This is a genomic window from Stenotrophomonas sp. AR029 (assembly GCF_047520695.2).
Lineage (GTDB): Bacteria > Pseudomonadota > Gammaproteobacteria > Xanthomonadales > Xanthomonadaceae > Stenotrophomonas > Stenotrophomonas sepilia.
In genome coordinates this window covers 817,453-842,951 of sequence record NZ_JAXBQQ020000002.1, presented here as the reverse complement: position 1 = coordinate 842,951, position 25,499 = coordinate 817,453, and the positions used below count along the sequence as shown (strand labels likewise).

At 67.4% G+C, this 25,499-nt stretch carries 26 protein-coding genes; 9 read left to right on the top strand and 17 right to left on the bottom strand.

Annotated elements, in window-relative coordinates; genetic code table 11:
- Positions 1-13: 13 nt before the first annotated feature.
- From ACM0PB_RS10410 to ACM0PB_RS10395, 4 genes are all read right to left on the bottom strand, one after another.
- Positions 14-2,305 carry a TonB-dependent receptor gene (locus tag ACM0PB_RS10410; RefSeq protein ID WP_414604477.1) on the bottom strand — a complete coding sequence of 764 codons (2,292 nt, stop codon included), beginning with the start codon at positions 2,303-2,305 and terminating at the stop codon, positions 14-16.
- Between the two features lie 149 nt (positions 2,306-2,454).
- Positions 2,455-2,859 (bottom strand): hypothetical protein, encoded by a 405-nt coding sequence (locus ACM0PB_RS10405; protein WP_005415592.1) that lies wholly within the window; start codon positions 2,857-2,859, stop codon positions 2,455-2,457.
- Between the two features lie 175 nt (positions 2,860-3,034).
- A complete protein-coding gene (locus tag ACM0PB_RS10400) occupies positions 3,035-3,367 on the bottom strand; it encodes a non-heme iron oxygenase ferredoxin subunit (protein ID WP_005415593.1) in 333 nt (110 codons plus the stop codon).
- Positions 3,364-3,903: a GNAT family N-acetyltransferase gene (locus ACM0PB_RS10395; RefSeq protein ID WP_065177925.1), complete on the bottom strand. Its 540-nt coding sequence runs from the start codon at positions 3,901-3,903 to the stop codon at positions 3,364-3,366. Before ACM0PB_RS10395 ends, ACM0PB_RS10400 begins: the two co-directional genes overlap by 4 nt.
- Positions 3,904-4,110: 207 nt before the next feature.
- Here ACM0PB_RS10395 and ACM0PB_RS10390 point away from each other — a divergent pair, with 207 nt between their 5' ends.
- Complete coding sequence (locus ACM0PB_RS10390; protein WP_414604476.1) at positions 4,111-4,761, top strand: transposase; 651 nt, start codon at positions 4,111-4,113, stop codon at positions 4,759-4,761.
- A gap of 15 nt (positions 4,762-4,776) precedes the next feature.
- Here the strand turns inward: ACM0PB_RS10390 and ACM0PB_RS10385 are convergent, their stop codons facing one another.
- The 5 genes from ACM0PB_RS10385 to ACM0PB_RS10365 all read right to left on the bottom strand — a co-directional run bounded on the left by ACM0PB_RS10385 (position 4,777) and on the right by ACM0PB_RS10365 (position 10,078).
- Positions 4,777-6,033, bottom strand: coding sequence for a cysteine desulfurase (locus ACM0PB_RS10385; protein ID WP_065196580.1), 1,257 nt, complete (start codon positions 6,031-6,033; stop codon positions 4,777-4,779).
- Positions 6,030-7,292 carry a Fe-S cluster assembly protein SufD gene (sufD, locus tag ACM0PB_RS10380; protein ID WP_065177923.1) on the bottom strand — a complete coding sequence of 421 codons (1,263 nt, stop codon included), beginning with the start codon at positions 7,290-7,292 and terminating at the stop codon, positions 6,030-6,032. Before sufD ends, ACM0PB_RS10385 begins: the two co-directional genes overlap by 4 nt.
- Positions 7,292-8,056, bottom strand: coding sequence for a Fe-S cluster assembly ATPase SufC (gene sufC, locus ACM0PB_RS10375; RefSeq protein ID WP_019337095.1), 765 nt, complete (start codon positions 8,054-8,056; stop codon positions 7,292-7,294). Before sufC ends, sufD begins: the two co-directional genes overlap by 1 nt.
- Positions 8,057-8,129: 73 nt before the next feature.
- Positions 8,130-9,605 (bottom strand): Fe-S cluster assembly protein SufB, encoded by a 1,476-nt coding sequence (sufB, locus tag ACM0PB_RS10370; RefSeq protein ID WP_005408435.1) that lies wholly within the window; start codon positions 9,603-9,605, stop codon positions 8,130-8,132.
- A gap of 17 nt (positions 9,606-9,622) precedes the next feature.
- Positions 9,623-10,078, bottom strand: coding sequence for an SUF system Fe-S cluster assembly regulator (locus tag ACM0PB_RS10365; protein WP_049414161.1), 456 nt, complete (start codon positions 10,076-10,078; stop codon positions 9,623-9,625).
- A 211-nt stretch (positions 10,079-10,289) separates the two neighbouring features.
- Here ACM0PB_RS10365 and ACM0PB_RS10360 point away from each other — a divergent pair, with 211 nt between their 5' ends.
- Positions 10,290-10,757 (top strand): SET domain-containing protein, encoded by a 468-nt coding sequence (locus tag ACM0PB_RS10360; RefSeq protein ID WP_005415601.1) that lies wholly within the window; start codon positions 10,290-10,292, stop codon positions 10,755-10,757.
- 122 nt (positions 10,758-10,879) lie between these two features.
- Entirely contained in the window at positions 10,880-11,422 is a 543-nt protein-coding gene (locus ACM0PB_RS10355; protein WP_005415602.1) for a type 1 glutamine amidotransferase domain-containing protein, read from the top strand.
- A 38-nt stretch (positions 11,423-11,460) separates the two neighbouring features.
- Here ACM0PB_RS10355 and ACM0PB_RS10350 read toward each other — a convergent pair whose 3' ends face one another.
- The 4 genes from ACM0PB_RS10350 to ACM0PB_RS10335 form a co-directional block, all read right to left on the bottom strand.
- Positions 11,461-12,057 (bottom strand): YceB family lipoprotein, encoded by a 597-nt coding sequence (locus tag ACM0PB_RS10350; RefSeq protein ID WP_414604475.1) that lies wholly within the window; start codon positions 12,055-12,057, stop codon positions 11,461-11,463.
- An 81-nt stretch (positions 12,058-12,138) separates the two neighbouring features.
- Positions 12,139-12,678 carry a hypothetical protein gene (locus ACM0PB_RS10345; protein ID WP_065177922.1) on the bottom strand — a complete coding sequence of 180 codons (540 nt, stop codon included), beginning with the start codon at positions 12,676-12,678 and terminating at the stop codon, positions 12,139-12,141.
- A gap of 56 nt (positions 12,679-12,734) precedes the next feature.
- The gene (locus ACM0PB_RS10340) at positions 12,735-13,043 is read right to left on the bottom strand and encodes a DUF3861 family protein (RefSeq protein WP_065177921.1); all 309 of its coding nucleotides are present in this window, start codon (positions 13,041-13,043) and stop codon (positions 12,735-12,737) included.
- A 293-nt stretch (positions 13,044-13,336) separates the two neighbouring features.
- Positions 13,337-13,735: an HU family DNA-binding protein gene (locus ACM0PB_RS10335; RefSeq protein ID WP_005415606.1), complete on the bottom strand. Its 399-nt coding sequence runs from the start codon at positions 13,733-13,735 to the stop codon at positions 13,337-13,339.
- Positions 13,736-14,107: 372 nt separating this feature from the next.
- Here ACM0PB_RS10335 and ACM0PB_RS10330 point away from each other — a divergent pair, with 372 nt between their 5' ends.
- Positions 14,108-14,539: an OsmC family protein gene (locus ACM0PB_RS10330; RefSeq protein ID WP_005415607.1), complete on the top strand. Its 432-nt coding sequence runs from the start codon at positions 14,108-14,110 to the stop codon at positions 14,537-14,539.
- A 99-nt stretch (positions 14,540-14,638) separates the two neighbouring features.
- On the opposite strand, the gene ACM0PB_RS10325 is transcribed toward ACM0PB_RS10330, so the two are convergent.
- Positions 14,639-15,517 carry a PhzF family phenazine biosynthesis protein gene (locus ACM0PB_RS10325; protein ID WP_414604474.1) on the bottom strand — a complete coding sequence of 293 codons (879 nt, stop codon included), beginning with the start codon at positions 15,515-15,517 and terminating at the stop codon, positions 14,639-14,641.
- Positions 15,518-15,588: 71 nt separating this feature from the next.
- Complete coding sequence (locus tag ACM0PB_RS10320) at positions 15,589-16,464, bottom strand: PhzF family phenazine biosynthesis protein (protein WP_414604473.1); 876 nt, start codon at positions 16,462-16,464, stop codon at positions 15,589-15,591.
- Positions 16,465-16,539: 75 nt separating this feature from the next.
- Here ACM0PB_RS10320 and ACM0PB_RS10315 point away from each other — a divergent pair, with 75 nt between their 5' ends.
- The 4 genes from ACM0PB_RS10315 (at position 16,540) to ACM0PB_RS10300 (ending at position 22,646) form a co-directional block, all read left to right on the top strand.
- The gene (locus tag ACM0PB_RS10315) at positions 16,540-19,134 is read left to right on the top strand and encodes a bifunctional aspartate kinase/diaminopimelate decarboxylase (protein ID WP_279946249.1); all 2,595 of its coding nucleotides are present in this window, start codon (positions 16,540-16,542) and stop codon (positions 19,132-19,134) included.
- Between the two features lie 76 nt (positions 19,135-19,210).
- Positions 19,211-20,563 (top strand): UDP-N-acetyl-alpha-D-muramoyl-L-alanyl-L-glutamate epimerase, encoded by a 1,353-nt coding sequence (gene murL, locus ACM0PB_RS10310; RefSeq protein ID WP_414604472.1) that lies wholly within the window; start codon positions 19,211-19,213, stop codon positions 20,561-20,563.
- Entirely contained in the window at positions 20,544-21,953 is a 1,410-nt protein-coding gene (gene murD / locus ACM0PB_RS10305; protein ID WP_065185851.1) for a UDP-N-acetylmuramoyl-L-alanine--D-glutamate ligase, read from the top strand. Before murL ends, murD begins: the two co-directional genes overlap by 20 nt.
- 96 nt (positions 21,954-22,049) lie before the next feature.
- Positions 22,050-22,646: a hypothetical protein gene (locus ACM0PB_RS10300; protein WP_414604471.1), complete on the top strand. Its 597-nt coding sequence runs from the start codon at positions 22,050-22,052 to the stop codon at positions 22,644-22,646.
- A gap of 24 nt (positions 22,647-22,670) precedes the next feature.
- Here ACM0PB_RS10300 and ACM0PB_RS10295 read toward each other — a convergent pair whose 3' ends face one another.
- Positions 22,671-23,264, bottom strand: a complete 594-nt coding sequence (locus ACM0PB_RS10295) for an SMI1/KNR4 family protein (protein WP_065185852.1) — start codon at positions 23,262-23,264, stop codon at positions 22,671-22,673.
- Between the two features lie 133 nt (positions 23,265-23,397).
- On the opposite strand from ACM0PB_RS10295, the gene ACM0PB_RS10290 reads away from it, so the two are divergent.
- On the top strand, positions 23,398-24,189 hold the full coding sequence (locus ACM0PB_RS10290) for a dienelactone hydrolase family protein (RefSeq protein ID WP_414604027.1): 792 nt from the start codon (positions 23,398-23,400) through the stop codon (positions 24,187-24,189).
- A 137-nt stretch (positions 24,190-24,326) separates the two neighbouring features.
- Here ACM0PB_RS10290 and ACM0PB_RS10285 read toward each other — a convergent pair whose 3' ends face one another.
- Positions 24,327-25,325 carry a polyprenyl synthetase family protein gene (locus ACM0PB_RS10285; protein ID WP_061479203.1) on the bottom strand — a complete coding sequence of 333 codons (999 nt, stop codon included), beginning with the start codon at positions 25,323-25,325 and terminating at the stop codon, positions 24,327-24,329.
- Positions 25,326-25,499 lie beyond the last annotated feature (174 nt).

Genomic DNA, 25,499 nt, shown 5'->3' with positions numbered 1-25,499 from the left:
GAGCGCGGTTACATCAGAACTTGACGTTCAGTGCCAGAGTGGCCGAGCGACCCGGGGCGATGCTCGCGTAGTGCGAGGCATAGGCCTTGGTGAAGTAGGTCTTGTCGGTCAGGTTCTGCACGTTGAGCTGCAGGCTGATGTTGTCCTGGATCGCGTAGCTGGCCATCGCGTCGAAGCGGGTGTAGCTCGGGATCCACTTGGTGTTGGCGACATCACCGTACTGCTTGTCCGAGTAGAACGCGCCGGCGCCGATGGTCAGGCCGATCGGGAAGCGGTAGGTGGTCCACAGGTTGGCGCTGTGCTTGGTAGTGTTCGGGAACACGTTGCCGTTGTATGGCGACGGCACGTACACGTTGGACGGGCAGGTGCGGCCCACCGGTGCGCCACAGACGAAACCGTTGTCCTTCAGTTCCGAGTCCAGGTAGGTGTAGCCGCCGTACAGGCTCCAGGCGTCGGTCAGCTGGCCGGTGAAGCCCAGTTCGAAGCCGTTGATCTCCTTCTTGCCGGCGTTCTGGCTGGTGCCGTTGTCGACCGTCACGCGTGCGTTGTTCATCACGGTGTGGAAGATCGCTGCGGTCAGGTTCAGGCGCTGGTCGAACAGGTCCCACTTGGTGCCCAGTTCGAGGTTCCTGGTGTCCTGCGGCTTGAGGTCGGCCACGGCGGCGCTCAGGCCGTCCGAACCGTCACCACCGTCCATGCCCGGCGGGGTCGAGGAGGTGCCCCACGACAGGTAGATGCTGCCGTTGGCGGCCGGCTTGAACACCACACCGGCCTGGTAGTTCAGGAAGTCGTTGCTGTTGCGCACGCGGGTCGGTGCCTTGCCGGCCACCGGGGTGGTCAGGGTGGTGCGGAAGTCGTCGTAGCGCAGGCCGAGGTTGATCATCCACTGCTCATTGAGCTCGATGGTGTCGAACACGTAGGCGGAGGTGGTCCTGGTGCGCTGCTCGACGTCCAGTGCCTTGTCGCTGCGGTACACCGAATGGGTGGCTGCCCACGGATCGCGCGGATCCGGATTGGCGAAATCGGTGCAGTTGTAACCGGTGGCCGCGCCGGTGGTCGGGCACTTGCTGTTGCCGGTGAGCGGGTTGCTGGTGCCCGGCGTCATCAGGTAGCTGCCGCGGGTCATCTTCTCGTCGCTGTATTCGACGCCAGCGCTGTAGCTGTGCTTGAGCGCGCCGGTCTGGAAGGCACCGGTCAGGCCCAGCTGGTCGGCGAAGCTCTTGACGTCGACGGCGCGGGCGTTGGTACGGCGCCACAGGGTGCCGTAGTTGTTCGGGTTGCCCTGGCTGTCGTCCGGCTGGGTCCACAGGTAATCGTTGCTGGTGTTGCCCAGGCGCGCGATGTTGCGCAGCTTGTGGCCGCCGAAATCGTAGCTGGCATCCAGGGTGCTGATGTCGGCACGGGTGCGCTGGAAGTCACGGTCGACCAGGCCGTAGTAGTTGTTGCGGTCCGGCACCATCGGGCGGCCGTCGACCCACTTCGAGGCCGGCGCACCGTTCGGGTTGCCGTAGGGGAAACCACCGGCGTCCGGCAGGTCATCGCTCTGCATGTGGTAGTGGCTGGCGATCAGCTGCGCCGGGCCGTTCAGGCCGAACGCGATCGACGGTGCGATGCCCCAGCGGCTGACATTGGCAGCGTCACGGCCGGGGATGTCCGACTCGTGCTTCATCAGGTTCAGGCGGGCGGCGATGCCATCGCCCAGCACGTAGTTGGCATCCATGGTGCCGCGTGCGTAGCTGTCGGTACCGATGCCCATGCTGGCGCTGGTCTCGTTCTTCAGCTTCGGCGTCTTGCTCACCAGATTCAGGCTGCCACCACCGGAGTCACGGCCGCCGTAGGCCGAGCTCGGGCCCTTGACCACTTCCACCTGCTCCAGGTCGAAGATCTCGCGGGTCTGCGAGCCGACGTCGCGCAGGCCGTCGACGAAGACGTTGCTCTGCGAATCGAAGCCACGGATGAAGGGGCGGTCGCCGGTCGGGTTGCCGCCTTCGCCGGCACCGAAGGTGATGCCCGGCACCATGCGCAGCGCATCCTGCAGGTTGGTCGCACCGGTTTCGGCGATCAGCTTCTCCGACACGATCGACACTGACTTGGGGGTGTCCAGCAGTTCGGCGGTGAACTTCGGCGAGGACGGATTGAACCAGCTGCCGCGCACCTGCACCTTGTCCAGGTCGGTGGCCTTGCTGGATGCGGCATCAGCGCTGTCGGCAGCCTGCGCGGCCAGCGGCGCGAAGCCTGCGGCCAGGGTGGCGGTGGCGAGCAGGGAAACGCGCGGGGCGTGCTTGCGGGACGTGATGTGGGTCATGGCTTTGGGTAGTGGCGTGGATCGGGAAACGGCGAAGGCCGAAGCGCAGACAGCGCGACGACAGGGAGGGAGCGTCTTCTGTAGAGCCGAGCTGATGCCCGGCGATGCGGCGAACGACTTCAGGCGCACGGCAACAGCCGCAGGGCGCCTCAGCTGGCGTGCGGTGCGGGCGGTGCGTGGCCGGGGTTCAAGCGCAGTGCGGGATCGTGCAGTTGCCGGCGCAGGGCATCGGAGCGCCATAGCGGGATATGTGCGACCAGGGGCGCGCGCAGGGGTGCCACTCCGGTGCAGGGCGTGTTGCCCTCACCCTCAAGCGGCGGCTCCGGTGCAGGTGCAGCATGTTGCGGGCATTCGTCTGCCGACGGCGCCGGCAATGGCATGACCTGGCGCAACCCTTCGGCATGTGCCTGCCACCCTTGGGTAGTCGGGGCGTTGCTGCGTCCTTCGTGCAGCGCCGACCAGCCCAGCAGCAGCGTCAGCAGCACGGCCACGGCCAGTGGCCACCCCTGGCGGGCGAGCTGGCACAACGTGGCAGTGGGCGCGGGCGATGCCATGGCGCGAGGGCGAAGTCGTTACGAAGATGTTACGTAGAATAACATCAACGATAATGATTCGCATGTACGGGGTGCTGCGGGACGCCGGGGCGGCCGGGGAACGCCCTGCGAAGGCCCTTGCGGGGCCTCCTGCAGATCCAGCCCAGGGAGGGTACCCCCAGGTCGGGGCGCCGCCTCAATCCCGGTCGTCGCGCGTCCAGACGGCGTCGTGTTCGCGCTTCACCGGGAACTTGGGCACCGGGGTATAGGCCGGTGCGCACAGGGCGCGGCCATCGCGTACGTCGAAGCGCGCGCCGTGCAGCACGCACTCCACGCTGCCTTCGGCGGTGTTGAACTCGCCCGAGGACAGCTCGAATTCCTCGTGCGTGCACTGGTCTTCCAGCGCGTACAGCTCGCCGTCGAGGTTGAACACCACGATCGGGGTGCCGGTCACCTCGTCGAACACGCTCTTCATTTCACCGGGCAGCAGCTCGTTGCTGGCGCACACGAAGGTCCAGGTATCGCTCACGCGGCCGCTCCGGCCAGCGGTTTTTCCAGGATCTCGAAGCGCAGGTCGTCACGCTTGGGGATGCCGAAGCGTTCGTCGCCATATGGGAAGGGTTTCTTGATGCCGGTCCGCTGGTAGCCACGACGCTCGTAGAAGGCGATCAGTTCGTCGCGTACGTCGATCACCGTCATCTGCATCACCGGCACGTTCCATTCGCGTGCGGCGTGGGCTTCGGCGGCGTCCATCAGCTGCTTGCCGACGCCGCCGCCCTGCTGTGCGGGGTCGACCGAGAACATGCCGAAGTAGCCCTTGCCCTCAACGTCGGCAACGTGGGCGCAGGCCACAAGAACGCCTTCGCGCTCGGCCAGCAGGATGGTGGAGCGGGGGCGGTCCAGGTCGGCCTGGATGCCTTCGGCGTCGATGCGGGCGCCATCCAGCAGGTCGGCTTCGGTAGTCCAGCCCACGCGGCTGGCGTCGCCACGGTAGGCCGAGGTGACGAGGGCGATCAGGGCGGGGATGTCGGCCGGCGTGGCGGCGCGGAAGGTCAGGGTGCTCATGGGGGCATTCTAGGTGGGCAGTGGGCGGGCGCAAATGGGGGAGTGGGGTCAGATCCCTTTCGCAACGCGAAAGGGATCTGACCCCGGTATCTACTGACTCAACGGCAGGCCATGGACCGACTGGCGCGGGCCCGGAATCGGCAGATGCTCGGGGTCAGATCCCTTGGCGCAGCGAAGGGCTCTGACCCCTGTTCCCAGGAGAAGCCCATGCCAAGGCCACCACGCATCGATGCGCCCGGTCACCCGCAACATGTCGTTCAACGTGGCAACAATCGCCAGCCCGTGTTTTTCACCGATGGCGACCGTGTGGCCTACCTGCGCCTGCTGTGCCAGCACGCGGACCAGCAGCACTGCCGGGTCCACGCGTACGTGCTGATGGACAATCACGTTCATCTGCTGGTGACGCCTGATGTCTCCGGCGGGCTGTCACGGATGATGCAGGCCGTGAGCCGGACCTACGTGCGGCGGGTGAATGATCGGCAGGGCCGCACGGGAACCCTGTGGGAGGGGCGTTTCTACTCGACGCTGGTCGATACGGATCGCTATCTGCTGGCCTGCCAGCGCTACATCGAGCTCAACCCTGTCCGTGCGGGAAGGGTGGCGCGCCCAGGGGACTATCGCTGGTCGAGCTATCGGGCGAATGCGCACGGCAGGCCGAATGCGCTGCTCAAGCCGCATTCGGCATTCGAACTGATTGCCCTGGATCTGGATGAACGGCGCAGGCGCTATGCGGCGTTCATCGAGGAGGGAATTCCTGCCGCGGATGTGGTGGCGATCCGGCGAGCATTGCGGTCGCAGCGACGGTTGGCCGGTTCGCTAGCGGGGTCAGAGCCCTTTCGCGATGCGAAAGGGATCTGACCCCGTCTGCCGGGGTTACCCCAGCAGCTTGCGTACCTTGGTCAGCGCGGTCATGAACCGCTCGATCTCGGCGTGGGTGTTGTAGAACGCCAGCGAGGCACGGCAGGTGGCGGCGACGCCGAAGTACTGCAGCAGCGGGTGTGCGCAGTGCTGGCCCGAGCGCACGGCCACGCCTTCCAGGTCGAGCAGGGTGGCCAGGTCGTGCGCATGCGCACCATCGATCAGGAACGAGACCACGGCCGCCTTCTCCGGTGCCTGGCCGATGATGCGCAGGCCGTCGACACGGCGCAGTTCCTCGGTGAAGTGCGCCAGCAGTTCGGCTTCGCGCGCTTCCACGTTGTCCTGGCCAAGCTGCTGCAGGTAGTCGGCGGCCACGCCCAGGCCGATGAAACCGGCGATGTTCGGGGTGCCGGCTTCGAACTTGTGCGGGGCATCGTTGAACACGGTGCCGTCGAAGCTGACTTCCTTGATCATCTCGCCGCCGCCGAGGAACGGTGGCATCGCGTCCAGGTGCTCGCGGCGGGCCCACAGCGCGCCGGTACCGGTCGGGCCACACATCTTGTGGCCGGTGATGGCGTAGAAGTCGCAGCCGATCGCGGCGACGTCGACCTTGCGGTGTGGCACGGCCTGCGAGCCATCGACCACGGTGATGATGCCGCGCTTGCGCGCTTCGCGGCAGATCTCGCGCACCGGGTTGACCGTGCCCAGCACGTTGGAGACATGGGTGACCGCCAGCAGCTTGACCTCCGGGGTCATCGCCGCGCGCAGCGCATCCAGGTCCAGCGCACCATCGGGAGTGATCTCGGCCACGCGGATGGTGGCACCGGTACGCTGCGCGACCAGCTGCCACGGCACGATGTTGGCATGGTGCTCCATGCGCGACACCAGGATCACGTCGCCGGCCTTCAGCCGCGGCAGCGCCCACGAATACGCCACCAGGTTGATGGCGAAGGTGGTGCCGCTGCACAGCACCAGCTCGCTGGGGCGCACGTTGAGGAAGCGCGCCAGCGTGTTGCGCGCACCTTCGTAGGCATCGGTGGCTTCGCTGCCCAGTGCATGCACCGCGCGGCTGACGTTGGCGTTGTAACGGCGGTAGAACTCGTCCACCGCGCCGATCACCTGCACCGGCTTCTGGCCGGTGTTGGCATTGTCGAAATAGACCAGCGGCTTGCCGTGCACTTCGCGCATCAGCAGCGGGAAGTCGAGGCGGACGCGGTCCCAGTCGGGGGCGCCGGTGCGTTCTTCGATCGGGCGCGGCGTGGACAGGTTCATGCCACACCTGCCTCGGCCAGGGCCTTGTCCAAACGGCGTGCCAGCTGCTCGCGCAGGGCTTCCGGCAGGATCTTCAGCGGCTCATGGCAGAACGCGGCGCTCAGCAGCGCCTGCGCCTGTGCCTGCGGCAGGCCGCGCGAGCGCAGGTAGAACAGCGCGTTGGCATCGAGCTGGCCAACGGTCGCGCCATGCGCGGCCTTCACTTCGTCGGCGTCGATCACCAGCGTCGGCTGGGTGTCGATCTCGGCGTCGGCCGACAGCAGCAGGTTCTTGTTGGACAGGTTCGCGTCGGTGCCGTCGGCGCCTTCGCGGATCTGGATGCCGCCATGGAACACCACGCGGCTGCGGTTGGCGGCAACGCCGCGCCACAGCAGTTCGCAGGCGGTATCGCGCGCGATGTGGTCGATGCCCAGGCGGGTTTCGACGTGGCGGCGGCCATTGCCGAGCAGCACGCCGTTGGCGGTCAGCTGGGCGTTGTCGCCTTCCAGTCGCACGTTCAGTTCATGGCGGCTGAGCGCGGCGCCCAGTTCCAGGTCGACGCGGTGGTACCGCGCGTCGCGGGCCAGCACCGCGTCGGTACGCAGGAAGCTGGTCTGGCGCGCGCTGCCGGCCTGCACGCGGGCGTGCTTGAGCACGGCGTCGCGCGCGACGTGGGCATGCAGCACGGTGTTGTCCAGGTGGGCGGAGTCACCCACGCTGAAGCGGTGCTCGACCACGCCGAGGCTGGCGCCGGCACGCAGTTCGATCAGGTGGCGGTGATGCCAGGCCAGGTCGGTCTCGCCGGCCACACTGGCGAACACCAGCTGCAGCGGCGCTTCGACCTGCACGCCTTCATCCACGCGCAGCACCACGCCTTCATCGGCCAGCGCGGCATTGAGGCGGGCGAAGATCTCTTCGCTGCGCTCGTAGCGGCGGCCGAGGAAACGCACGGCGTCCTCGCCCGCAGCCAGTGCAGCCGACAGCGGCTGCAGCTGCACGCCGGCCGGCAGGGCCTGCACGTCGCTCAGTGCGGCGTCCAGGCGGCCATTGACGAACACCAGGCGCGGTGCCGGAATGTCCTCCAGCAGGGCGGCGTCCAGCGCCGGGCCCTGCAGCGGTGCAGCCGCGAACGCACGGCGTTCCAGCTGGCGCAGCGAGGTGTACTTCCAGGCTTCGTTGCGGGCGGCCGGCAGGCCGTCACGCAGGGCCGCATCCAGCACTTCGCGGCGCGCATCGCTGCCGCAGAAGGCCTGGGCCATCGAATCAAGCAGGGCGCTCATCAGACCGCCGCCTCGGGCACGACCCGGTCCTTCAGGAAATCATAGCCGTGCGCTTCCAGCTCCAGTGCCAGCTCCGGGCCGCCACTCTTGACGATGCGGCCATCGGCCAGCACGTGCACCACGTCCGGCTTGATGTAGTCCAGCAGGCGCTGGTAGTGGGTGATGACCAGGAACGAGCGATCAGCAGCGCGCAGTGCGTTGACACCATCGGCCACGCTCTTCAGTGCATCGATGTCCAGGCCCGAGTCGGTTTCGTCCAGGATCGCCAGCTTCGGTTCCAGCACGGCCAGCTGGAAGATCTCGTTGCGCTTCTTTTCGCCGCCGGAGAAGCCTTCGTTGACGCCACGGTGCAGCAGTTCGTCCTTCAGGTGCAGCACGGCCAGCTTCTGGCGCACCAGCTTGAGGAACTGCATGGAATCGAGTTCCTCCTCACCGCGTGCCTTGCGCTGGGCGTTCAGTGCCGCGCGCAGGAAGTAGGTGTTGTTCACGCCCGGGATCTCCACCGGGTACTGGAACGCCAGGAACAGGCCGGCAGCGGCACGCGCTTCCGGGTCCTGCTCCAGCAGGTCGACGCCGTCGAACTGCACGCTGCCTTCGGTCACTTCGTAGCCGTCGCGGCCGGCCAGGACATTGCCCAGGGTGGACTTGCCGGCGCCGTTGGGGCCCATGATGGCGTGCACCTGGCCCGGCTGGACGTCCAGCGACAGGCCCTTGAGGATTTCCTTGTCGCCGATGCGGGCGTGGAGGTTTTCGATCTTCAGCATGGTGGGGTTTCCGTGGGGCGGGCCGCGGCCCGCCGGTAAAGAGAATGCGTTTGCGAGGGGCAGGGGCGGGCGGTCAGCCCACCGAACCTTCCAGCGAGACTTCCAGCAGCTTCTTGGCTTCCACCGCGAACTCCATCGGCAGTTCGCGGAACACCTGCTTGCAGAAGCCGTCGACGATCATCGACACCGCGTCTTCCTGGCTGATGCCACGGGCGCGGCAGTAGAACAGCTGGTCGTCGGAGATCTTCGAGGTGGTGGCCTCGTGCTCGACGGTGGCACCCGGGTTCTTCACCTCGATGTAGGGGAAGGTGTGCGCGCCGCACTGCTTGCCGATCAGCAGCGAATCGCACTGGGTGTAGTTGCGCGCGCCATCGGCATTGCGGTCCACCCGCACCAGGCCGCGGTAGGTGTTCTGGCCGCGGCCGGCGCTGATGCCCTTGCTGACGATCTTGCTCTTGGTGCGCTTGCCGACGTGGATCATCTTGGTGCCGGTGTCGGCCTGCTGCCGGTGATGGGTCAGCGCGACCGAGTGGAACTCACCGACCGAATCGTCGCCCAGCAGCACGCACGAGGGGTACTTCCAGGTGATCGCCGAGCCGGTCTCGACCTGGGTCCAGGTGACCTTGCTGCGCGCGCCACGGCATTCGGCACGCTTGGTGACGAAGTTGTAGATGCCGCCGACGCCGTTCTCGTCGCCCGGGTACCAGTTCTGCACGGTGGAGTACTTGATCTCCGCATCTTCCAGCGCGACCAGCTCGACCACTGCGGCGTGCAGCTGGTTCTCGTCGCGCATCGGCGCGGTGCAGCCTTCCAGGTAGGACACGTAGGCCTTGTCCTCGCACACGATCAGGGTGCGCTCGAACTGGCCGGTGTGGCCGGCGTTGATGCGGAAGTAGGTGCTCAGTTCCATCGGGCAGCGCACGCCCTTGGGAATGAACACGAAGCTGCCATCGGAGAACACCGCCGAGTTGAGCGCGGCGAAGTAGTTGTCACCCACCGGCACCACGGTGCCCAGGTACTGGCGCACCAGCTCCGGGTGTTCCTTGATAGCCTCGGACATCGAGCAGAAGATGATGCCCTTCTCGGCCAGTTCCTTGCGGAAGGTGGTACCGACCGACACCGAGTCGAACACCGCATCCACCGCCACGCCGGCCAGCTTGGCGCGCTCGTGCAGCGGCACGCCCAGCTTGTCGTAGGTGTCCAGAAGCTCCTTGGGCACGTCATCCAGCGAGGCGTACTTCGGGCCCTTCGGCGCGGAGTAGTAGCTGAGCGCCTGCAGGTCGATCGGGGCGATCTCCAGCTTGGCCCAGTCCGGCATCGGCATGGTCAGGAAGTGGCGGTAGGCGTCCAGGCGCCACTGCGTCATCCACTCCGGCTCGTCCTTCTTGGCCGACAGGGCACGGATGGTGTCCTCGTCCAGGCCCGGCGGCAGGGAGTCCGACTCGATCTCGGTGATGAAGCCAGCCGAATACTTGCGGCCGAGCTGCTCGTGGATCTCGCGGTTGGGGGTGTCGTCGTGGGCGACGTTTTCGATGGTTTCGGTGGCCATGGGGGGCTGCCTGTGGATCAGGAGACGACGTCAACAGCGATGGTGCGGCGCTGTTCGTCATCGGCAAGGGGAAGGGGGGGCAGGATCTGCGCAAGACTGACGTCGCGCAGGGCCTCGGAGACCACGTCGTTGATCAGCCGCCAGCTGCTGCGCGCGCCGCACTTGGGCGCCATGCCGCACTGGTGGTGGTCGTGGCTGCATTCGGTCAGGGCCAGCGGCCCTTCCATCGCTTCGACCACTTCGAACAGCGAGATCTCGATGGCCGGGCGGGTCAGCCGGTAGCCGCCACGGACGCCGCGCAGGCCTTCGACCAGGCCGGCCTGGGCCAGCGGCTTGAGTACCTTGCTGACGGTGGGCGGCTCCAGGCCGGTGAATTCGGCCAGTTCGGTGGCACTGAGCACCTCGCCCGGACGGGCGGCGAGCACGGTCAGCACGACGGTGGCGTAATCGGTGAGCTTGGTGACGCGCAACATGGGGATGCGAGTGGTTCTTAAAGCGGACTGAAATTGTACGCTTTTATTCGCCACCATCCAACCCGGGCATTCAGCCGGCGCTGGGGCCGGGCCGGGAGGCTTTGCCAGCGGGCGCTGCCGGGGGCGCCATGCTGCGCCAACCGGGTGATTTTCGCAATCACCCGGAATGGGCGAGAATCCCTGTTCCATCCGCTGCAAACAGCCCGTGCCGATGCCGAAGAAGATCCAAGCCCGCAAGTCCGCCATCCATGGCAACGGCGTGTTCGCCGTCGCCCCGATCAAGCTGGGCGAGCGCGTGATCCAGTACAAGGGCCTGCTGCGCAGCCATGGCGACGTTGATGCCGATGACAGCGGCGACGTCGAAAGCGGCCATACCTTCCTGTTCACCCTCAATGACGACTGGGTGATCGATGCCAACTACAAGGGCAACGATGCGCGCTGGATCAACCACAGCTGCGACCCGAACTGCGAGGCGGTGATCGAGGAGGATGAGGACGGCGACAGCCGTGGCGACAAGGTGTTCATCGAGGCGCTGCGCGATATCAAGGCTGGCGAAGAGCTGACCTACAACTACGGCATCACGCTGGCCGAGCGCCACACCGCCAAGCTGAAGAAGATCTGGGAATGCCGCTGCGGCTCGCCCAAGTGCACCGGCACCATGCTGCAGCCCAAGCGTTGATCCTTCCGGTAGTGCCGGCCGCTGGCCGGCACGGGTCCTCTCCACCTGCCGTGCACAGCAGGGTCACCGCCGTGCAAGGGCCGTTCGTCCACGCTGTGCACTCCCCCAACTGGAGTGCACCCATGGCAGAGCGATTGAAGGGCAAACAGATCGCAATCCTCGCGACCCACGGCTTTGAACAGTCCGAATTGACCGAGCCCAAACGGCTGCTGGAAGCGGAAGGTGCGCGGGTCAGCGTGGTGTCGCCCGCAAAGGAGGCGACCATCAAGGGCTGGAAAGAGAAGAACTGGGGCGACGCCGTCGCGGTCGACATTCCGCTGGACGAGGCGGATCCGGCGGGCTTTGATGCCCTGGTGCTGCCAGGGGGCGTCATCAATCCGGACACACTGCGCACCGACGACGCGGTGCTCAGCTTCATCCGCTCAGTGGATGAAGCCGGCAAGCCCGTCGCGGCGATCTGCCATGGTCCGTGGCTGCTGATCAACAGCGGGCTGGCAGATGGCCGCGAGCTGACCTCCTGGCCCTCCCTTCAGCAGGACCTGGCCAACGCGGGCGCGAACTGGCGCGATGCCGAGGTCGTGGTCGACGGCAACGTGATCACCAGCCGCAAGCCGGATGACATTCCTGCTTTCAGCGAGGCGGTGGTCAAGGCACTCGCCGCGTGATGCCTTGCCGGTAGTGCCGGCCGCCGGCCGGCACTACCTTATTTGCCCAGCAGGCCTGCCGGCACCAGGTTGCCCAGGTTCTGGTTGAAGGTGACCACCAGCTTGCCGTTCTTGACCTGTGCCGCCTGCACCTGCAGCGCGCCGAGCACCCAGGCCACGGCCGGGTCCAGCTTGTAGATCGGTTCGCGCTGGGCGTAGTCGCTCAGCCAGGCATTGAGCAGACCGCGGGTGCGTGAGTCGAGGCGGCCGCCCTGGTTGGCCGGGGTGAAGTCATCCACGCTGGGCTGCTGCAGGTGGAAGCCCTGGGTCTGCGCGTCGTAGCGCAGGCCGCTGCTGAGCTTTACCGTACCCAGTTTGGCCGGGTTGCCGCCGGCGGTGGCCAGTGCCACGTCCATGCCAAGGTTCAAGCGCTCGCCGGCCGGAAGGCTCAGCTGAGGATGGCTCATGGTCAGGGAGATCAGGCCGCCAAGGGCGTCCTGGGTGCGCGGGAAGCTGCCATCGAGGTACTGCTGCACGTCGCTGGCACCCACCGACAGTTCGCGGCCGGAAATGGAGGGAGCCGCCTGCGCGCCGATCGCAGCGGCGATCAGTACGGTGGAGGCAGCGAGGCGGGTCATCAGGGAACGCAGGCGCATGGCGGTGACCGATGGCAGGGAATGGATGGATCAAAGAGTAGCCGTGCAGGCTGAATCGCGCGTGCATGCGGCTGTAACGGTTCAGTCCAGCATCGGACGCAGTTGCGCCGATTGGATCTGCCAGGCGCTGCCATCGCTGCTGGGTTGCACGCGGTACCAGCCACCGAAGCGGAACGTACCGTTGGCGGTGACCGCGCGGATCTGCACCGGCACTTCAAGCAGCTGCGGTGGCTGCCGATCGTCGCGGGCGAGCGGGGGATCGCTGTGCAGGCGCAGGGTGCGCAGGTCCTGCAGCTGCCGCAGCGCGGCGTCGTCCGCATGCCGCGGGTCGCTGGGCGGGATCGTCCAGGCGGCATCGCTGGCGGCGCGGTCGCGGTTGAGCAACGCCGCTACGTAGCGGTTGAGCATCGTCGATGGCGGCTCGGCACCGTCGGCGACAGCAGACAGCACCGGCATTTCACTTGCCTGCACTGCTGCGGGATCGGGGCCGGTGCGAGTGTCCGCAGCTGCGGTGGCAGCGACGGGAGCGGACGCTGCCGCGATGTCGCCGGTCGTCTGTGCTGCCGGGCGTGAACAGCCCAGCAGCACCAACGGTGCGATCAGCAACAGGTTCCTGCGCATGTCTGCCTCCTCCGCGAGGCAACCTGGAGGGCGGCAGTGTAGCGATTGCGCCGGGATCAGCGGGAGGAGGGCAGCTGATCCAGAGCGTCCAGCGCTGGCAGGACCTGGTCGGCGATGGCCGCCAGTGCGTGGCCGCCGGTCTCGGCATGGCGCTGCACGATATCGCGCAGCAGCTGGGTGGCGATCACCAGGGTCGCACGCTCGTCGCCGCTGATACCGGCGGTACGCGGGGCCGCCTCCAGCAGGCGCATCAGGTCGCGGCTGGCGCGATGCTCCAGTTCGATGGTGCAGCGCCCTGTGCACTGCAGCCCGTCCTTTTCGATGGGGGTCACCGAGATCCGGTAGCGGGTGGAGGGGCTGGCCATGAGGGTGTGCTCGCCGTAGCTGTGGAGGATGTGCCCACCATAGGCAAGGCCACGGCCTGAGGCGACGGCCGGCGCTGCACGCAGTGTTCCACCCGGTACGTTCCAGCACCTGCCCAAGCCGCGCTCGGCCAGTGGCGACGGGCCTGTACGGGCATTGCCGGGGAGGCGGCAACGCTGTGTTGCGGATTGCCGCAGCGCGACGCATCCACGCATGGCGTGGATCTACCGCCGGGCACGCAAAAAAAACGGGACGACCAGAGCCGTCCCGTCGGAATCCACGTTGGGGCGCGCGCTTACAGCGCGGCGTCCTTCAGCTTCTTCAGCGGACGCACCTTCAGCTTGGTGGTGGCCGGCTTGGCGGCGAACCACTGCTCTTCCTTGGTGAACGGGTTGATGCCCTTGCGCTTCGGCTTGGCCGGCACATTGACGGTGGTGATCTTCAGCAGGCCCGGCAGGGTGAAGGAGCCAGCGCCCTTCTTGTGCACCGAGGAGGCGACGGCGCTTTCCAGCGAGGCCAGCACAGCGCGGACGTCCTTGGCGATGACGCCGGAGGCTTCAGCGATGTGTGCAACCAGGCCGGACTTGGTCAGCACTTCCTTGATCGGCTTCGGAGCGGCCGGCTTGGCGGCTGCCTTCGTCGCGACTTTCTTCGCTGCCTTCTTCGGGGCAGCCTTCTTAGCGGTCTTTGCCATGGTTTCCTGTTCCGTGAACGGTTGGTTGTTTGGTCGGCGCCGAACCCCGTCGGCAAGCGCAATGTAGGGCAACTCTTGGGCGCCGCCAATAGCCCGAAGCGCGGAAAGTGCATGTTTTTTCATATCCAGGCCGATTCAGTACATGGTCGGCGGTGGGGGATGGGGGCACGCCAGCGTGTTCGATCGCCGGCGCCCGCCGATCGGTGGGGTGCGCGAAACCACTGAAAACAAGAGGAAAATGCGTTCCGGGCTGGCGAGGAAGTGTCCACGCGCCGGGCTCGGGGACGACGTCCGGCGTGCGGCGGAGCGACGCAGGGCTAACGCGTGGCGTGCGAGGGTAGCCGTTCATCACCGCCACGCAGGAGCAGCACAATGGGAATCTCGCGACACGCCACCGCGCACTGGGAAGGCGATCTGAAGACGGGCAAGGGCCAGTTGAGCACGCCGCAGAGTGGGCTGCTGGAGAAGACCCGCTACGGTTTCAACAGCCGCTTCGGCGACGAAAAGGGCACCAATCCGGAAGAGCTGATCGCCGCCGCGCACGCGGGTTGTTTCACCATGGCGCTGTCGGCCAAGCTCGGCGAAGCAGGCTTCACCCCGACCTCGCTGGACACCGAAGCCAAGGTCGACCTGTCGCTGGAAGGCGGTCCGCAGCTGTCGCAGATCCGCCTGAAGGTCAGGGCGGTGGTGCCCGGCATCGATGCGACGCAGTTCCGTGCCATTGCCGATGACGCCAAGCAGAACTGCCCGGTATCCAAGGCGCTGAGCGCGGTGCCGATCAGCCTGGAAGCCGAACTGGGCTGAGCCGGCGCATCTGTAGAGCCGAGCCCATGCTCGGCTTCTGCAGGTCCCGTGATCTGGCCGAGGAGCAGCCGAGCGTGGGCTCGGCTCTACAGTATCCCTTTACCAATCAAGGGTGCCGGTGATCACCGTCTGCACCTGGCCGCCCGACCAGACCTCGCCGTCCTCGTCGACCCGCAGGGTCAGGCGCGCATCGTGGCCGACTTCGCGGCCTTGGCTGACTTCGAACGGCGCACGGCCACGTGGCAGCGCGTCGCGCAGGTCCAGCCACGCGGCCAGCACTGCATTGGCGGCCCCCGAGGCGGCGTCCTCGAAGCGCCGACCATTGCCGACGAAAGCGCGCACGGCCAGATCGAATCCCTCACTGCCATCGCTGAAGGCATAGGCGAACACGCCCATGCTGTCGGTGGACTCGGCCAGCGCAGCCACCGCGTCCCAGTCCGGATGCAGGGCGCGCAATGCGGCTTCATCGGCCACCTGCACCACCCACCAGCTGCGTCCGCCCTGCATGCGCGCCGGCGGCAGCGAGCCCAGTGGCCAGTCCCTCAGTGCTGCCCGCAGGCGCGGATCGGTGGCTTCAGCGGTCTCCGCCAACTGCGCGCGCGGGGTGCGGATGGCGATGCGCTGCTGCGCGCCCTCACCGCTGACGCGCAGCGGCAGGGCGCCGGCAATGCCGTCCTGCACCAGCACGCCATCGATCGGTGTGGCCAGGCCTGCCTGCAGTACTGCATGCGCCGTGCCGACGCTGGGGTGGCCGGCGAACGGCACTTCCTTCTGCGGGCTGAACATGCGCAGCCGGTAGCTGGCACCGGCGGCCTGGGGCGGGAACACGAAGGTGGTCTCGGGCAGGCGCGTCCAGCGTGCGATGGCCTGCATGCTGGCGTCGTCCAGGCCTTCGGCATCGAGTACCACGGCCAGCGGGTTGCCAGCGCCGGCGCGCGGGGAGAACACATCCAGCTGCAGGAAACGGCGGGTGGTCATCGGGGCGAAACTCCAGGATCGGGTGGCGCGCAGCTTAACGCGCCGCTGCAGCGCCGAGCCTACGCTCGGCTTTACAGCCAACGGATCTGGCCGTCGATGACCGGCTGCACCTGGCCGCCGATCCACACCGTGCCCTGCGCATCGACCTGTACCTGCACGCGACCATCGCGACCGACTTCGCGGCCCTGGCTGGCCACGTAGCGGCCCTCGCGGCCGGGCAGGGCATTGCGCTGCCGCAGCCAGGCGCCGATCAGTGCATTGGCACTGCCGGTCACGGGATCCTCGGGCACGGCGGGCGCATCAGCGGGGCAGAAGGCACGCACCACGCGGGTGTGGCCGGTGCCGGCTACATCGGCGAAGACGGCCAGGCCTGTAGCGTCGGTGGCGAGGCTCCAGTCGGCCAGCGCGGCCATGTCCGGTGCCAGCTCGCGAACGGCGGCGGCATCGCGCAGTGGCAGCAGCCACCAGCGTGCGCCGTTGTCCCAGAGTTCGGGCACCTGCCCGTCGGCAGCGAGCGCCAACAGCGCGGCGGGCGCTCCGTCTGCCTCCGTGTCCAGTTGCCGTGCCGGCGGGCTGGCCAGCTGGATCTCCAGTGCCTCGGCCGGGCCGCTCACCCGTACTGGCAGCACCCCTGCCGCGCATTGCTGCAGCAGGGCGCCGTCGCGCGGTTGGACCAGGCCGCAGGTCACCGCCGCCCAGGCGGCGCCGACGCTGGGGTGGCCGGCGAAGGCCAACTCACGGGTCGGGGTGAAGATGCGGATGTGGTAGTCGGCGCCGGGCGCGGTGGGGCGCAGGAAGAACACCGTCTCGGACAGGTTCAGCCAGGCGGCCAGGGCCTGCATCTGGCTGCTGGAGAGCGCGTCGGCGTCCAGGATGGCGCCCAGTGGATTGCCGGTTCCGGGGCGGGGGGCGAAGACGTCGAGCTGCAGGTAACGGAGGACGGCCATCTACGGGGATATTGCGCTTAGAATCAAAGGTTCCGCCCCCGAGGGCGGCTTCCCCACATTCTACATAGCCAATCCATGTCAGCTTCCCCCCTTGTCGATCGTTGGATCGTACTGAAGTTCGGCGGCACTTCGGTGTCGCGTCGTCACCGCTGGGACACGATCGGGAAGCTGGCGAAAAAACGCGCGGAAGAGACCGGATCGCGCGTGCTGGTGGTGGTATCGGCGCTGTCCGGGGTCACCAACGAACTGACCGCGATTGCCGACGGCGCGCCGGACAGCGGTGATCGCGTGGCAGCGCTTGTCGAGCGCCATGAGGGCTTCCTGGCCGAACTCGGCCTGGGCCGCGAGGTGTTGGCCGAACGGCTGGCGGCGCTGCAGGGCCTGCTCGACGATGCGCGGGCGGCTACCCGTCCGCTGGATTGGCAGGCCGAAGTGCTGGGCCAGGGCGAGCTGCTGTCCTCCACCCTGGGCGCGGCCTATCTGCGCGCCTCGGGCCTGGACATGGGCTGGATGGACGCCCGCCAGTGGCTGGACGCGATGCCGCCGCAGCCGAACCAGAGCGACTGGTCGCAGCGGCTGTCGGTGAACTGCCAGTGGCGCGCCGACGCGGAGTGGATGCAGCGCTTCCGCGCGCAGCCGACCCGCCTGCTGATCACCCAGGGCTTCATTGCGCGGCATGCCGATGGCGGTACCGCCATCCTCGGCCGTGGTGGCTCGGATACCTCGGCGGCGTACTTCGGTGCGCTGCTCGGCGCCAGCCGGGTGGAGATCTGGACCGATGTGCCGGGCATGTTCAGCGCCAATCCGAAGGACGTGCCCGACGCACGCCTGCTGACCCGCCTGGACTATTACGAAGCGCAGGAAATCGCCACCACCGGCGCCAAGGTGCTGCACCCGCGCTCGATCAAGCCGTGCCGCGATGCCGGCGTGCCGATGGCCATCCTCGATACCGAGCGCCCGGAACTGCCGGGCACCAGCATCGATGGCAGCGCCGCACCGGTGCCGGGCGTGAAGGCGATCAGCCGCCGCAATGGCATCGTGCTGGTGTCGATGGAAGGCATCGGCATGTGGCAGCAGGTCGGCTTCCTGGCCGATGTGTTCAACCTGTTCAAGAAGCACGGCCTGTCGGTGGACCTGATCGGTTCGGCCGAGACCAACGTCACCGTGTCGCTGGACCCGTCCGAGAACCTGGTCAACACCGATGTGCTGGCCGCGCTGTCGGCCGACCTGTCGCAGATCTGCAAGGTGAAGGTGATCGTGCCGTGCGCGGCGATCACCCTGGTGGGCCGCGGCATGCGGTCGCTGCTGCACAAGCTGTCGGACGTGTGGGCGACCTTCGGCCGCGAGCGCGTACACATGATCTCGCAGTCGTCCAACGACCTGAACCTGACCTTCGTCATCGACGAGGCCGATGCCGATGGCCTGCTGCCGATCCTGCACGCAGAGCTGATCGACAGCGGCGCGATGCCGGTGGAAGAGTCCGAAGTGTTCGGCCCGCGCTGGCGCGAGATTGCCGGCACCGTGCGCCCGCGCGGCACGCCGTGGTGGCGTGGCCAGCGTGCGCACCTGCTGCAGCTGGCCGATGCTGGTACGCCGCGCTACGTCTACCACCTGCCGACGGTGCGTGCCCGCGCCCGTGCGCTGGCCGCGATCAAGCCGATCGACCAGCGTTACTACGCGATCAAGGCCAACAGCCACCCGGCCATCCTGCAACTGCTGGAAGCGGAGGGCTTCGGCCTGGAGTGCGTGTCGCACGGTGAGCTGAAGCATGTGTTCCAGCACCTGCCGGAACTGTCGCCCAAGCGCGTGCTGTTCACCCCCAGCTTCTGCCCGCGCAGCGAGTACGAGGCGGCGTTCGCGCTGGGCGTGACCGTGACCGTCGACAACGTGGAAGCGCTGCAGCGCTGGCCGGACCTGTTCCGCAACCGCGAGCTGTGGCTGCGCGTCGATCTGGGCCGGGGCGAGGGCCACCACGCCAAGGTCCGTACCGGTGGCAAGGAGTCCAAGTTCGGCCTGCCGATCGCTCGCGTCGACGAGTTCGTGCGCGCGGCCACCGAACTGGGCAGCCGCGTGGTGGGCCTGCATGCGCACCTGGGCAGCGGCGTGGAAACCGCGCAGCACTGGCGGCTGATGTGCGATGAGCTGGCCGGTTTCGCTCGCCGCATCGGCAGCGTACAGACCATCGATATCGGTGGTGGCCTGCCGATTCCGTACAGCGACGAAGACGAACCCTTCGACCTGGACGCCTGGGCCGAGGGCCTGGCCGAGGTCAAGGCACTGCACCCGGCATTCCGCCTGGCGATCGAGCCGGGCCGCTACCTGGTGGCCGAATCGGGCGTGCTGCTGACCCATGCCACCCAGGTGGTGGAAAAGGACGGCGTGCGCCGTGTCGGCCTGGACGCCGGCATGAACGCACTGATGCGCCCGGCGCTGTACGACGCCTGGCATGACATCGAGAATCTCAGCCGCCAGGGCGGTTATGCCGAAGCGGCGTTCGATGTGGTCGGGCCGATCTGCGAATCCAGCGATGTGTTCGGCAAGCGCCGCAAGCTGCCGGTGTCGACCGCGCCGGACGACGTGATGCTGATCGCCGATGCCGGTGCCTACGGCTATGTGATGGCCAACACCTACAACCAGCGGATGCTGCCGCGCGAAGACGTGATCGAATGACCACCGCCCGCGCCCTGCACCCGCCCACCGACACGCCCCGCGCCCTCGCGCGGGCCCGTGCCTGACCGGATACACCATGACTGCTTTCGACAAACACCAGGTTTCCCGCTTCCGCTTCGTCCGCTGCGACTTCGCAGCGGATGCCGGCGTGGCCCGGCTGGTCTACGCCTTCGACGACGGCCCGGAGATGGTGGAGACCATCACCGTGCCGGGTGCCCCGTTCGTGCTGGACGAGGCGCGCGCCGCTGCCGTGCAGCGTGCGCTGCAGCTGCTGCACCTGATCGCCGGCGTCAGCTACTACAAGGCCGGCGTACCGGATACGGTCAGCATCGACAGTTACAGCATCGATGCCGATACCGCCGCACTGGTGGAGACCATTTACCTCAATGGCCTGGGCGAATTCGCCTACCGTAACGGCCTGAACCTGCGCGGCCGCTTCCGGTTGCCGGTGCAGGGCGAGGCCGTGCAGGCGCCGGCGCTGGGCCTGCAGTCGCACGCACTGGTGGCCATCGGCGGCGGCAAGGATTCGCTGGTCAGCATCGAAGCGCTGCGCCGTGCCGGCGTGGACGAAACGGTGACCTGGATCGGTGGCTCGCAGCTGATCCGCGCCTGTGCCGAGCGCACCGGCCTGCCGACACTGAACCTGGGCCGTGCGCTGGCGCCGGAACTGTTCGAGCTCAACCGCCAGGGCGCCTGGAACGGCCACATCCCGGTCACTGCGGTGAACTCGGCAATCATGGTGCTGGCCGCGTTGCTGCAGGGCGTGGACCAGGTGGTGTTCTCCAACGAGCGTTCGGCCAGCTACGGCAGCCAGATTCCAGGCACCGGCGAAGTGAACCACCAGTGGTCCAAGGGCTGGGTGTTTGAACAGGCCTTCGGCAGCCATGTACAGGCGCACGTTGCGGCGGACCTGCAGTACTACTCGCTGCTGCGCCCGTTGTCCGAGCTGGCGGTGGCCCGCCAGTTCGCCAAGACCGATTTCTACGACGCGCACTTCTCCAGCTGCAACCGCAATTTCCACATTCTTGGCGAGCGCCCGGTGAACCGCTGGTGCGGCGTCTGCCCGAAGTGCCATTTCGTGTTCCTGGCGCTGGCTCCGTTCATGCCCAAGACGCGCCTGGTGCGCATCTTCGGCCGCAACCTGCTGGACGATGCCGAGCAGGCCGCTGGCTTCGACGCGCTGCTGGAGTTCCAGGACCACAAGCCGTTCGAGTGCGTGGGCGAAGGCCGCGAATCTCGTGCGGCGATGGCGACCCTGGCCCAGCGCCCGGAATGGAAGGAAGACGTGTTGGTGAAGCGCTTCTGCAATGAAATCCAGCCGCAGCTGGATGCCGCCGAACTGGAACTGGCGCCGCTGCTGCAGCTGCAGGGCGAGCACCGCGTTCCGGCTGCGCTGTGGGACCGGGTGCGTGAAGATTTCGAAGCTTGAAGGAAAGCGCGTCGCGCTGTGGGGCTGGGGCCGCGAGGGCCGCGCCGCGTTTGCGGTACTTCGTGAGCGCCTGCCCACGCTGCCGCTGAGCCTGTTCTGCCCGGCGGCCGAAGTCGGGGCCGCACGCGTGGAAACACAGGGCGCCCTGGACGTGCGTGGCGAGCCTTCCGCTGAAGCGCTGGCCGCGTTCGACGTGGTGATCAAATCGCCCGGCATCAGTCCCTATCAGCCGATCGCGCTGGCGGCGGCAGCGCAGGGCACCACCTTCATCGGCGGCACTGCGCTGTGGTTCGCCGAGCATGCGGCTGACGATGGCATCGTGCACGACACCGTGTGCGTGACCGGCACCAAGGGCAAGAGCACCACCACCGCGCTGGTCGCGCACCTGTTGCGCGCGGCCGGCCACCGCACCGGACTGGTCGGCAACATCGGCCTGCCGCTGCTGGAGGTGCTGGACCCGCAGCCGGCGCCCGAGTACTGGGCCGTCGAGCTGTCCAGCTACCAGACCGGTGAAGTGGCGCGCAGTGGCGCCCACCCGCAGGTGGCAGTGGTGCTGAACCTGTTCCCGGAACACCTGGACTGGCACGGCAGCGAACGGCGTTACATCGAAGACAAGCTGCGGCTGGTGACGGAAGCCGCGCCGCGCATTGCCGTGCTCAATGCGGCCGATCCGCACCTGGCGGCACTGTCGCTGCCCGATAGTGAGGTGGTCTGGTTCAACCAGCCGCAGGGCTGGCATATGCGGGGCGACATCGTGCATCGCGGCGAACAGGCGGTGTTCGATACCCGCAACACGCCGCTGCCGGGACGCCACAACCGCGGCAATCTGTGCGCGGTGCTGGCTGCACTGGAAGCGCTGGGCCTGGATGCCGTGGCGCTGGCACCGTCAGTGCAGGATTTCCGCCCGCTGCCGAACCGCCTGCAGCGCATCGGCGTGGCCGATGGCCTGACCTACGTCAATGATTCGATCAGCACCACGCCGCATGCCAGCCTGGCCGCGCTGGAGTGCTTTGCTGGGCAGCGCATCGCGCTGCTGGTGGGCGGGCACGACCGTGGCCTGGATTGGACCGACTTCATGCAGCACATGGCGCACGATGTGCCGCCGGTGGAGATCGTGACCATGGGCAGCAACGGCCCGCGCATCCACGCGATGCTGCAGCCGCTGGCCGATGCCGGCCGCTTTGGCCTGCACGCTGCGGGCGATCTCGCCGAGGCGATGGCGTTGGCGCGCACGGCGCTGGGCGCACAGGGCGGGGTGGTGCTGCTGTCGCCGGGTGCGCCGAGCTTCGGGGCCTACCGCGATTACGTGGCGCGCGGACGCCATTTCGCCGAACTGGCGGGGTTCGATCCGGACAGCATCAGCGCGATTCCGGGGTTGGGCATCGCCTGATCCGCCGGATCGGGGTCGGATCCCTTTCCTCAGGAAAGGGCTCTGACCCCGGCGAGTTACCATGGGGCGCATCCCCGGACGGACCCGGATAGCCGCATGTGCACCTTCATTACCCTGTTCCTGCCCGCATCCTTATCGCACGTTGAAGCCGCCGCGATCATGCAGCGCAGTGGCCGGCGCCTGTTTGCGCAGGATTCGCCCAGCCTGCAGTCAGTGGTGGGCCCGGATTGGCAGCCGTGGCTGAGTGCCGCGCACTGCGATTGCGGCACGTCGCTGGCCTCGGCGCAGGCGGTTCGTGAGTGGAACGGCGATGCCGAACGCTGGCGCAGGAAGGGCTGGAGCGAAGCGAAGATCGCGCGCGCGTTGGCGGCGCAGTTGGCGCGGCATGAACAGGATCAGCAGGCACGCCGCGATGAAGCCCTGGACGATGCCGGCCAGTGGTTGCAGCGTATCGACGCGCTGTTGCAGGCTGGGGCCGCGCGCATCGGCCTGCTGGTGCGCGACTATGACGGTTCGGTGGGTGCCCGGCAGCCGAAGCCGCCGGAACGGCGCTGGTCGCGCGCGCATCTGGCGGCGTCGGATCTGCTGGCATTCGAGCCGGGCACGTTGCACTGGATCGAACGCGGGCAGTGCCGGCCGCTGGCCGGCAACCTGCGGGGAAATTCATCCACGCATGGCGTGGCTCTACTGTAGAGCCACGCCCATGCTCGGCTGCCTTCATTCGTCTTCGTCGATGAACGCGTAATCGCCATCGATCAGCTGCTGCAGGTACGCATCGAAGCTTGGCGCAATGACTGCATAGCTGTCCGGATCGTGCAGGTAGCGCACCACCTGGCCGACCGTACCACCCGGTGCCGGATCGAAATCCAGGTACAGCATCGAGGTGCCGCCGTTGTTCATGCAGTGCGAGAAGCACAGGCGCCTGCTCATCGGCAGATCACCGTCGATGCCTTCACCCAGGATCTCCGGCTCCTCATCCAGCCACTCTTCGTAGATGGAACGGATGCTGTCGTCCCACTGCTGCTGGTCCTCGAAGATCTGCGCGACCGAGCGCAGGTAGTACGGGTAGCCACCGTCCTCCACGTCCGAGCCCAGCATCAGTACGCAGACCCTGCCGCCGGGGTACTCCCGGTAGTGGGTGCCATCCACGCGCGATAGGAGTTCCACCAGGCTGTCCGGCACCTGCGGCCACTGCGCTCGCAGGCGCTGCAGGTCCTCGGCGCTGGCGCCCTGGACATGTGCCCACTGCGGGGCATCCTCGGCAGGCAAACGCGGGATCAGGCCAGACAGAAAGCGATCAACAAGATTCATGCGAAAAAAGGGGACGGAGGGGATTAAGTCGTATCCAACCACACCTGCGTCACGCCGCCAATGCAGAATGCGACGCGGGAGGGGCGAATACGGCTTAATCCCCTCCGTCCCCTTTTTCTTGCGGAGCAGGCGCATGAATCGTTGGCGATGCGGTGTGGCGATGATGCTGGGGCTGGCGGCGATGCCGGCCTGGGCGGCGATGAAGACGCAGCCGGTGGAGTGGAAGCACCAGGGCACGACCTTCAGTGGCGTGCTGGTCTATGACGATGGTGGGCACGACAAGAGCCCCGGCCTGGTGATGGTGCCGAACTGGAAGGGTGTGAACGAGTCGGCCATCGAGAAGGCCAAGCAGCTGGCCGGTGATGACTACGTGGTGCTGGTGGCCGATGTCTATGGCAAGGACGTGCGGCCGAAGAGTGATGCGGAGGCGGGGCCGGTGGCCAGCAAGCTGCGCAATGACCGGCCGCTGCTTCGTGCGCGTGCACTGGAAGCGGTGAACGTGCTCAAGGCGCAGGCCGGCAAGGTGCCGCTGGATGCCAGCCGGATCGGTGCGGTCGGTTTCTGTTTCGGTGGCACCACGGTGCTGGAGCTGGCCCGCGCCGGTGCGCCGCTGGCCGCTGTGGTCAGCCTGCACGGTGGGTTGGGCTCGCCACTGCCGGCGCAGGCCGGTGGCAGCCATCCTTCGGTGCTGGTGCTCAATGGCGCCGACGACAAGAGCGTGACCGCCGAGGACATCGCCGGTTTCCAGAAGGAAATGGACGCGGCCAAGGTCGACTGGGAGTTCACCAACTACAGCGGCGCGGTGCACTGTTTCGCCGAGCGCGATGCCAACAGCCCGCCGGGCTGCCAGTACAACGAACGGGCGGCCAAGCGCGCGTTGAAGGCGCTGGATGAGTTCTTCGAGGAACGGTTCGAGAAGCGTTGAGCCGTGCAGTGGTAGTGCCGGCCGCTGGCCGGCATTCCCGTGACACCCGCAGCATCATGAGGTTGCCGGCCAGCGGCCGGCACCCACCGGAATGCCGGTGGGTGGGTGCCGACCGTTGGTCGGCACACCTCAACCCATCAATGCGAGCGCTGCACCGCGTAGCGGGCCAGGCCGCGCAGGGCCGCCACGGCATCATTGTCGCCCAGGCCATCGAGCGCACGCTCGGCGGCTTCGGCATATTCCTCGGCACGGCGGCGGCTGTACTCCAGGCCGCCGGTGGCGCGGATCGCGGCCAGCACTTCCGGCATTGCCGAGGCGTCGCCGTCCTGCACGATGGTGCGCAGGCGCTCGCGGGTGGCGTCATCGGAGTGGGCCATCGCGTGGATCAGCGGCAGCGTGGCCTTGCCCTCGGCGAGGTCGTCGCCCAGGTTCTTGCCCAGCTCCTCGGCGTTGGCCGAGTAGTCCAGCACGTCGTCGGCGATCTGGAATGCGTAGCCCAGGTGCATGCCGTAGTCGAACAGGGCCTGCTGGGTGGCTTCATCCACGCCGCTGGCCAGCGCGCCCAGGCGGGTGCCGGCGGCGAACAGCACTGCGGTCTTGCGCTCGATCACGCGCAGGTAGGCGGCTTCGTCGGTATCCGGGTTGTGCACGTGCAGCAGCTGCAGCACTTCACCCTCGGCGATGCGGTTGGTGGCATCGGCCAGGATCTGCATCACCGGCATGCGCTCCAGCTCGACCATCAGCTGGAAACTGCGCGAGTACAGGAAGTCGCCCACCAGCACGCTGGGCGCGTTGCCCCACAGCGCGTTGGCGGTGCTGCGGCCACGCCGCAGGCTGGACTCGTCCACCACGTCGTCGTGCAGCAGGGTAGAGGTGTGGATGAACTCGATGATCGCCGCCAGCTGGTGGTGCTCCGGGCCGGCCTGGCCGACCGCGTGGCCGGCCAGCATCACCAGCATCGGGCGCAGGCGCTTGCCGCCGGCGGAAATGATGTGGTCGGCGATCTGGTTGATCAGCACGACGTCCGAGGACAGCCGGCGCCGGATCAGGGCGTCGACGGCGGCCATGTCGGCCGCGGCAAGCGACTGGATCTGGGGCAGGCCCAGGGCGGGACGGGTGTCTTCGGTGATGGTCATGCGATCAGGCTTTCAGGCTCACCATCGATTATAGGCGCTGGCCGTGAATTCGGGCGCAAACCGGCCCGAGCGGCAATTCCAGCCCGGCCTGCGCGGCCCTTCGCGTGAATACGTATGCAGGTTGCGCCATGCCCGCGAGGCCACCGCTAAGCTTGCCGGATCAGGATTTCGGCC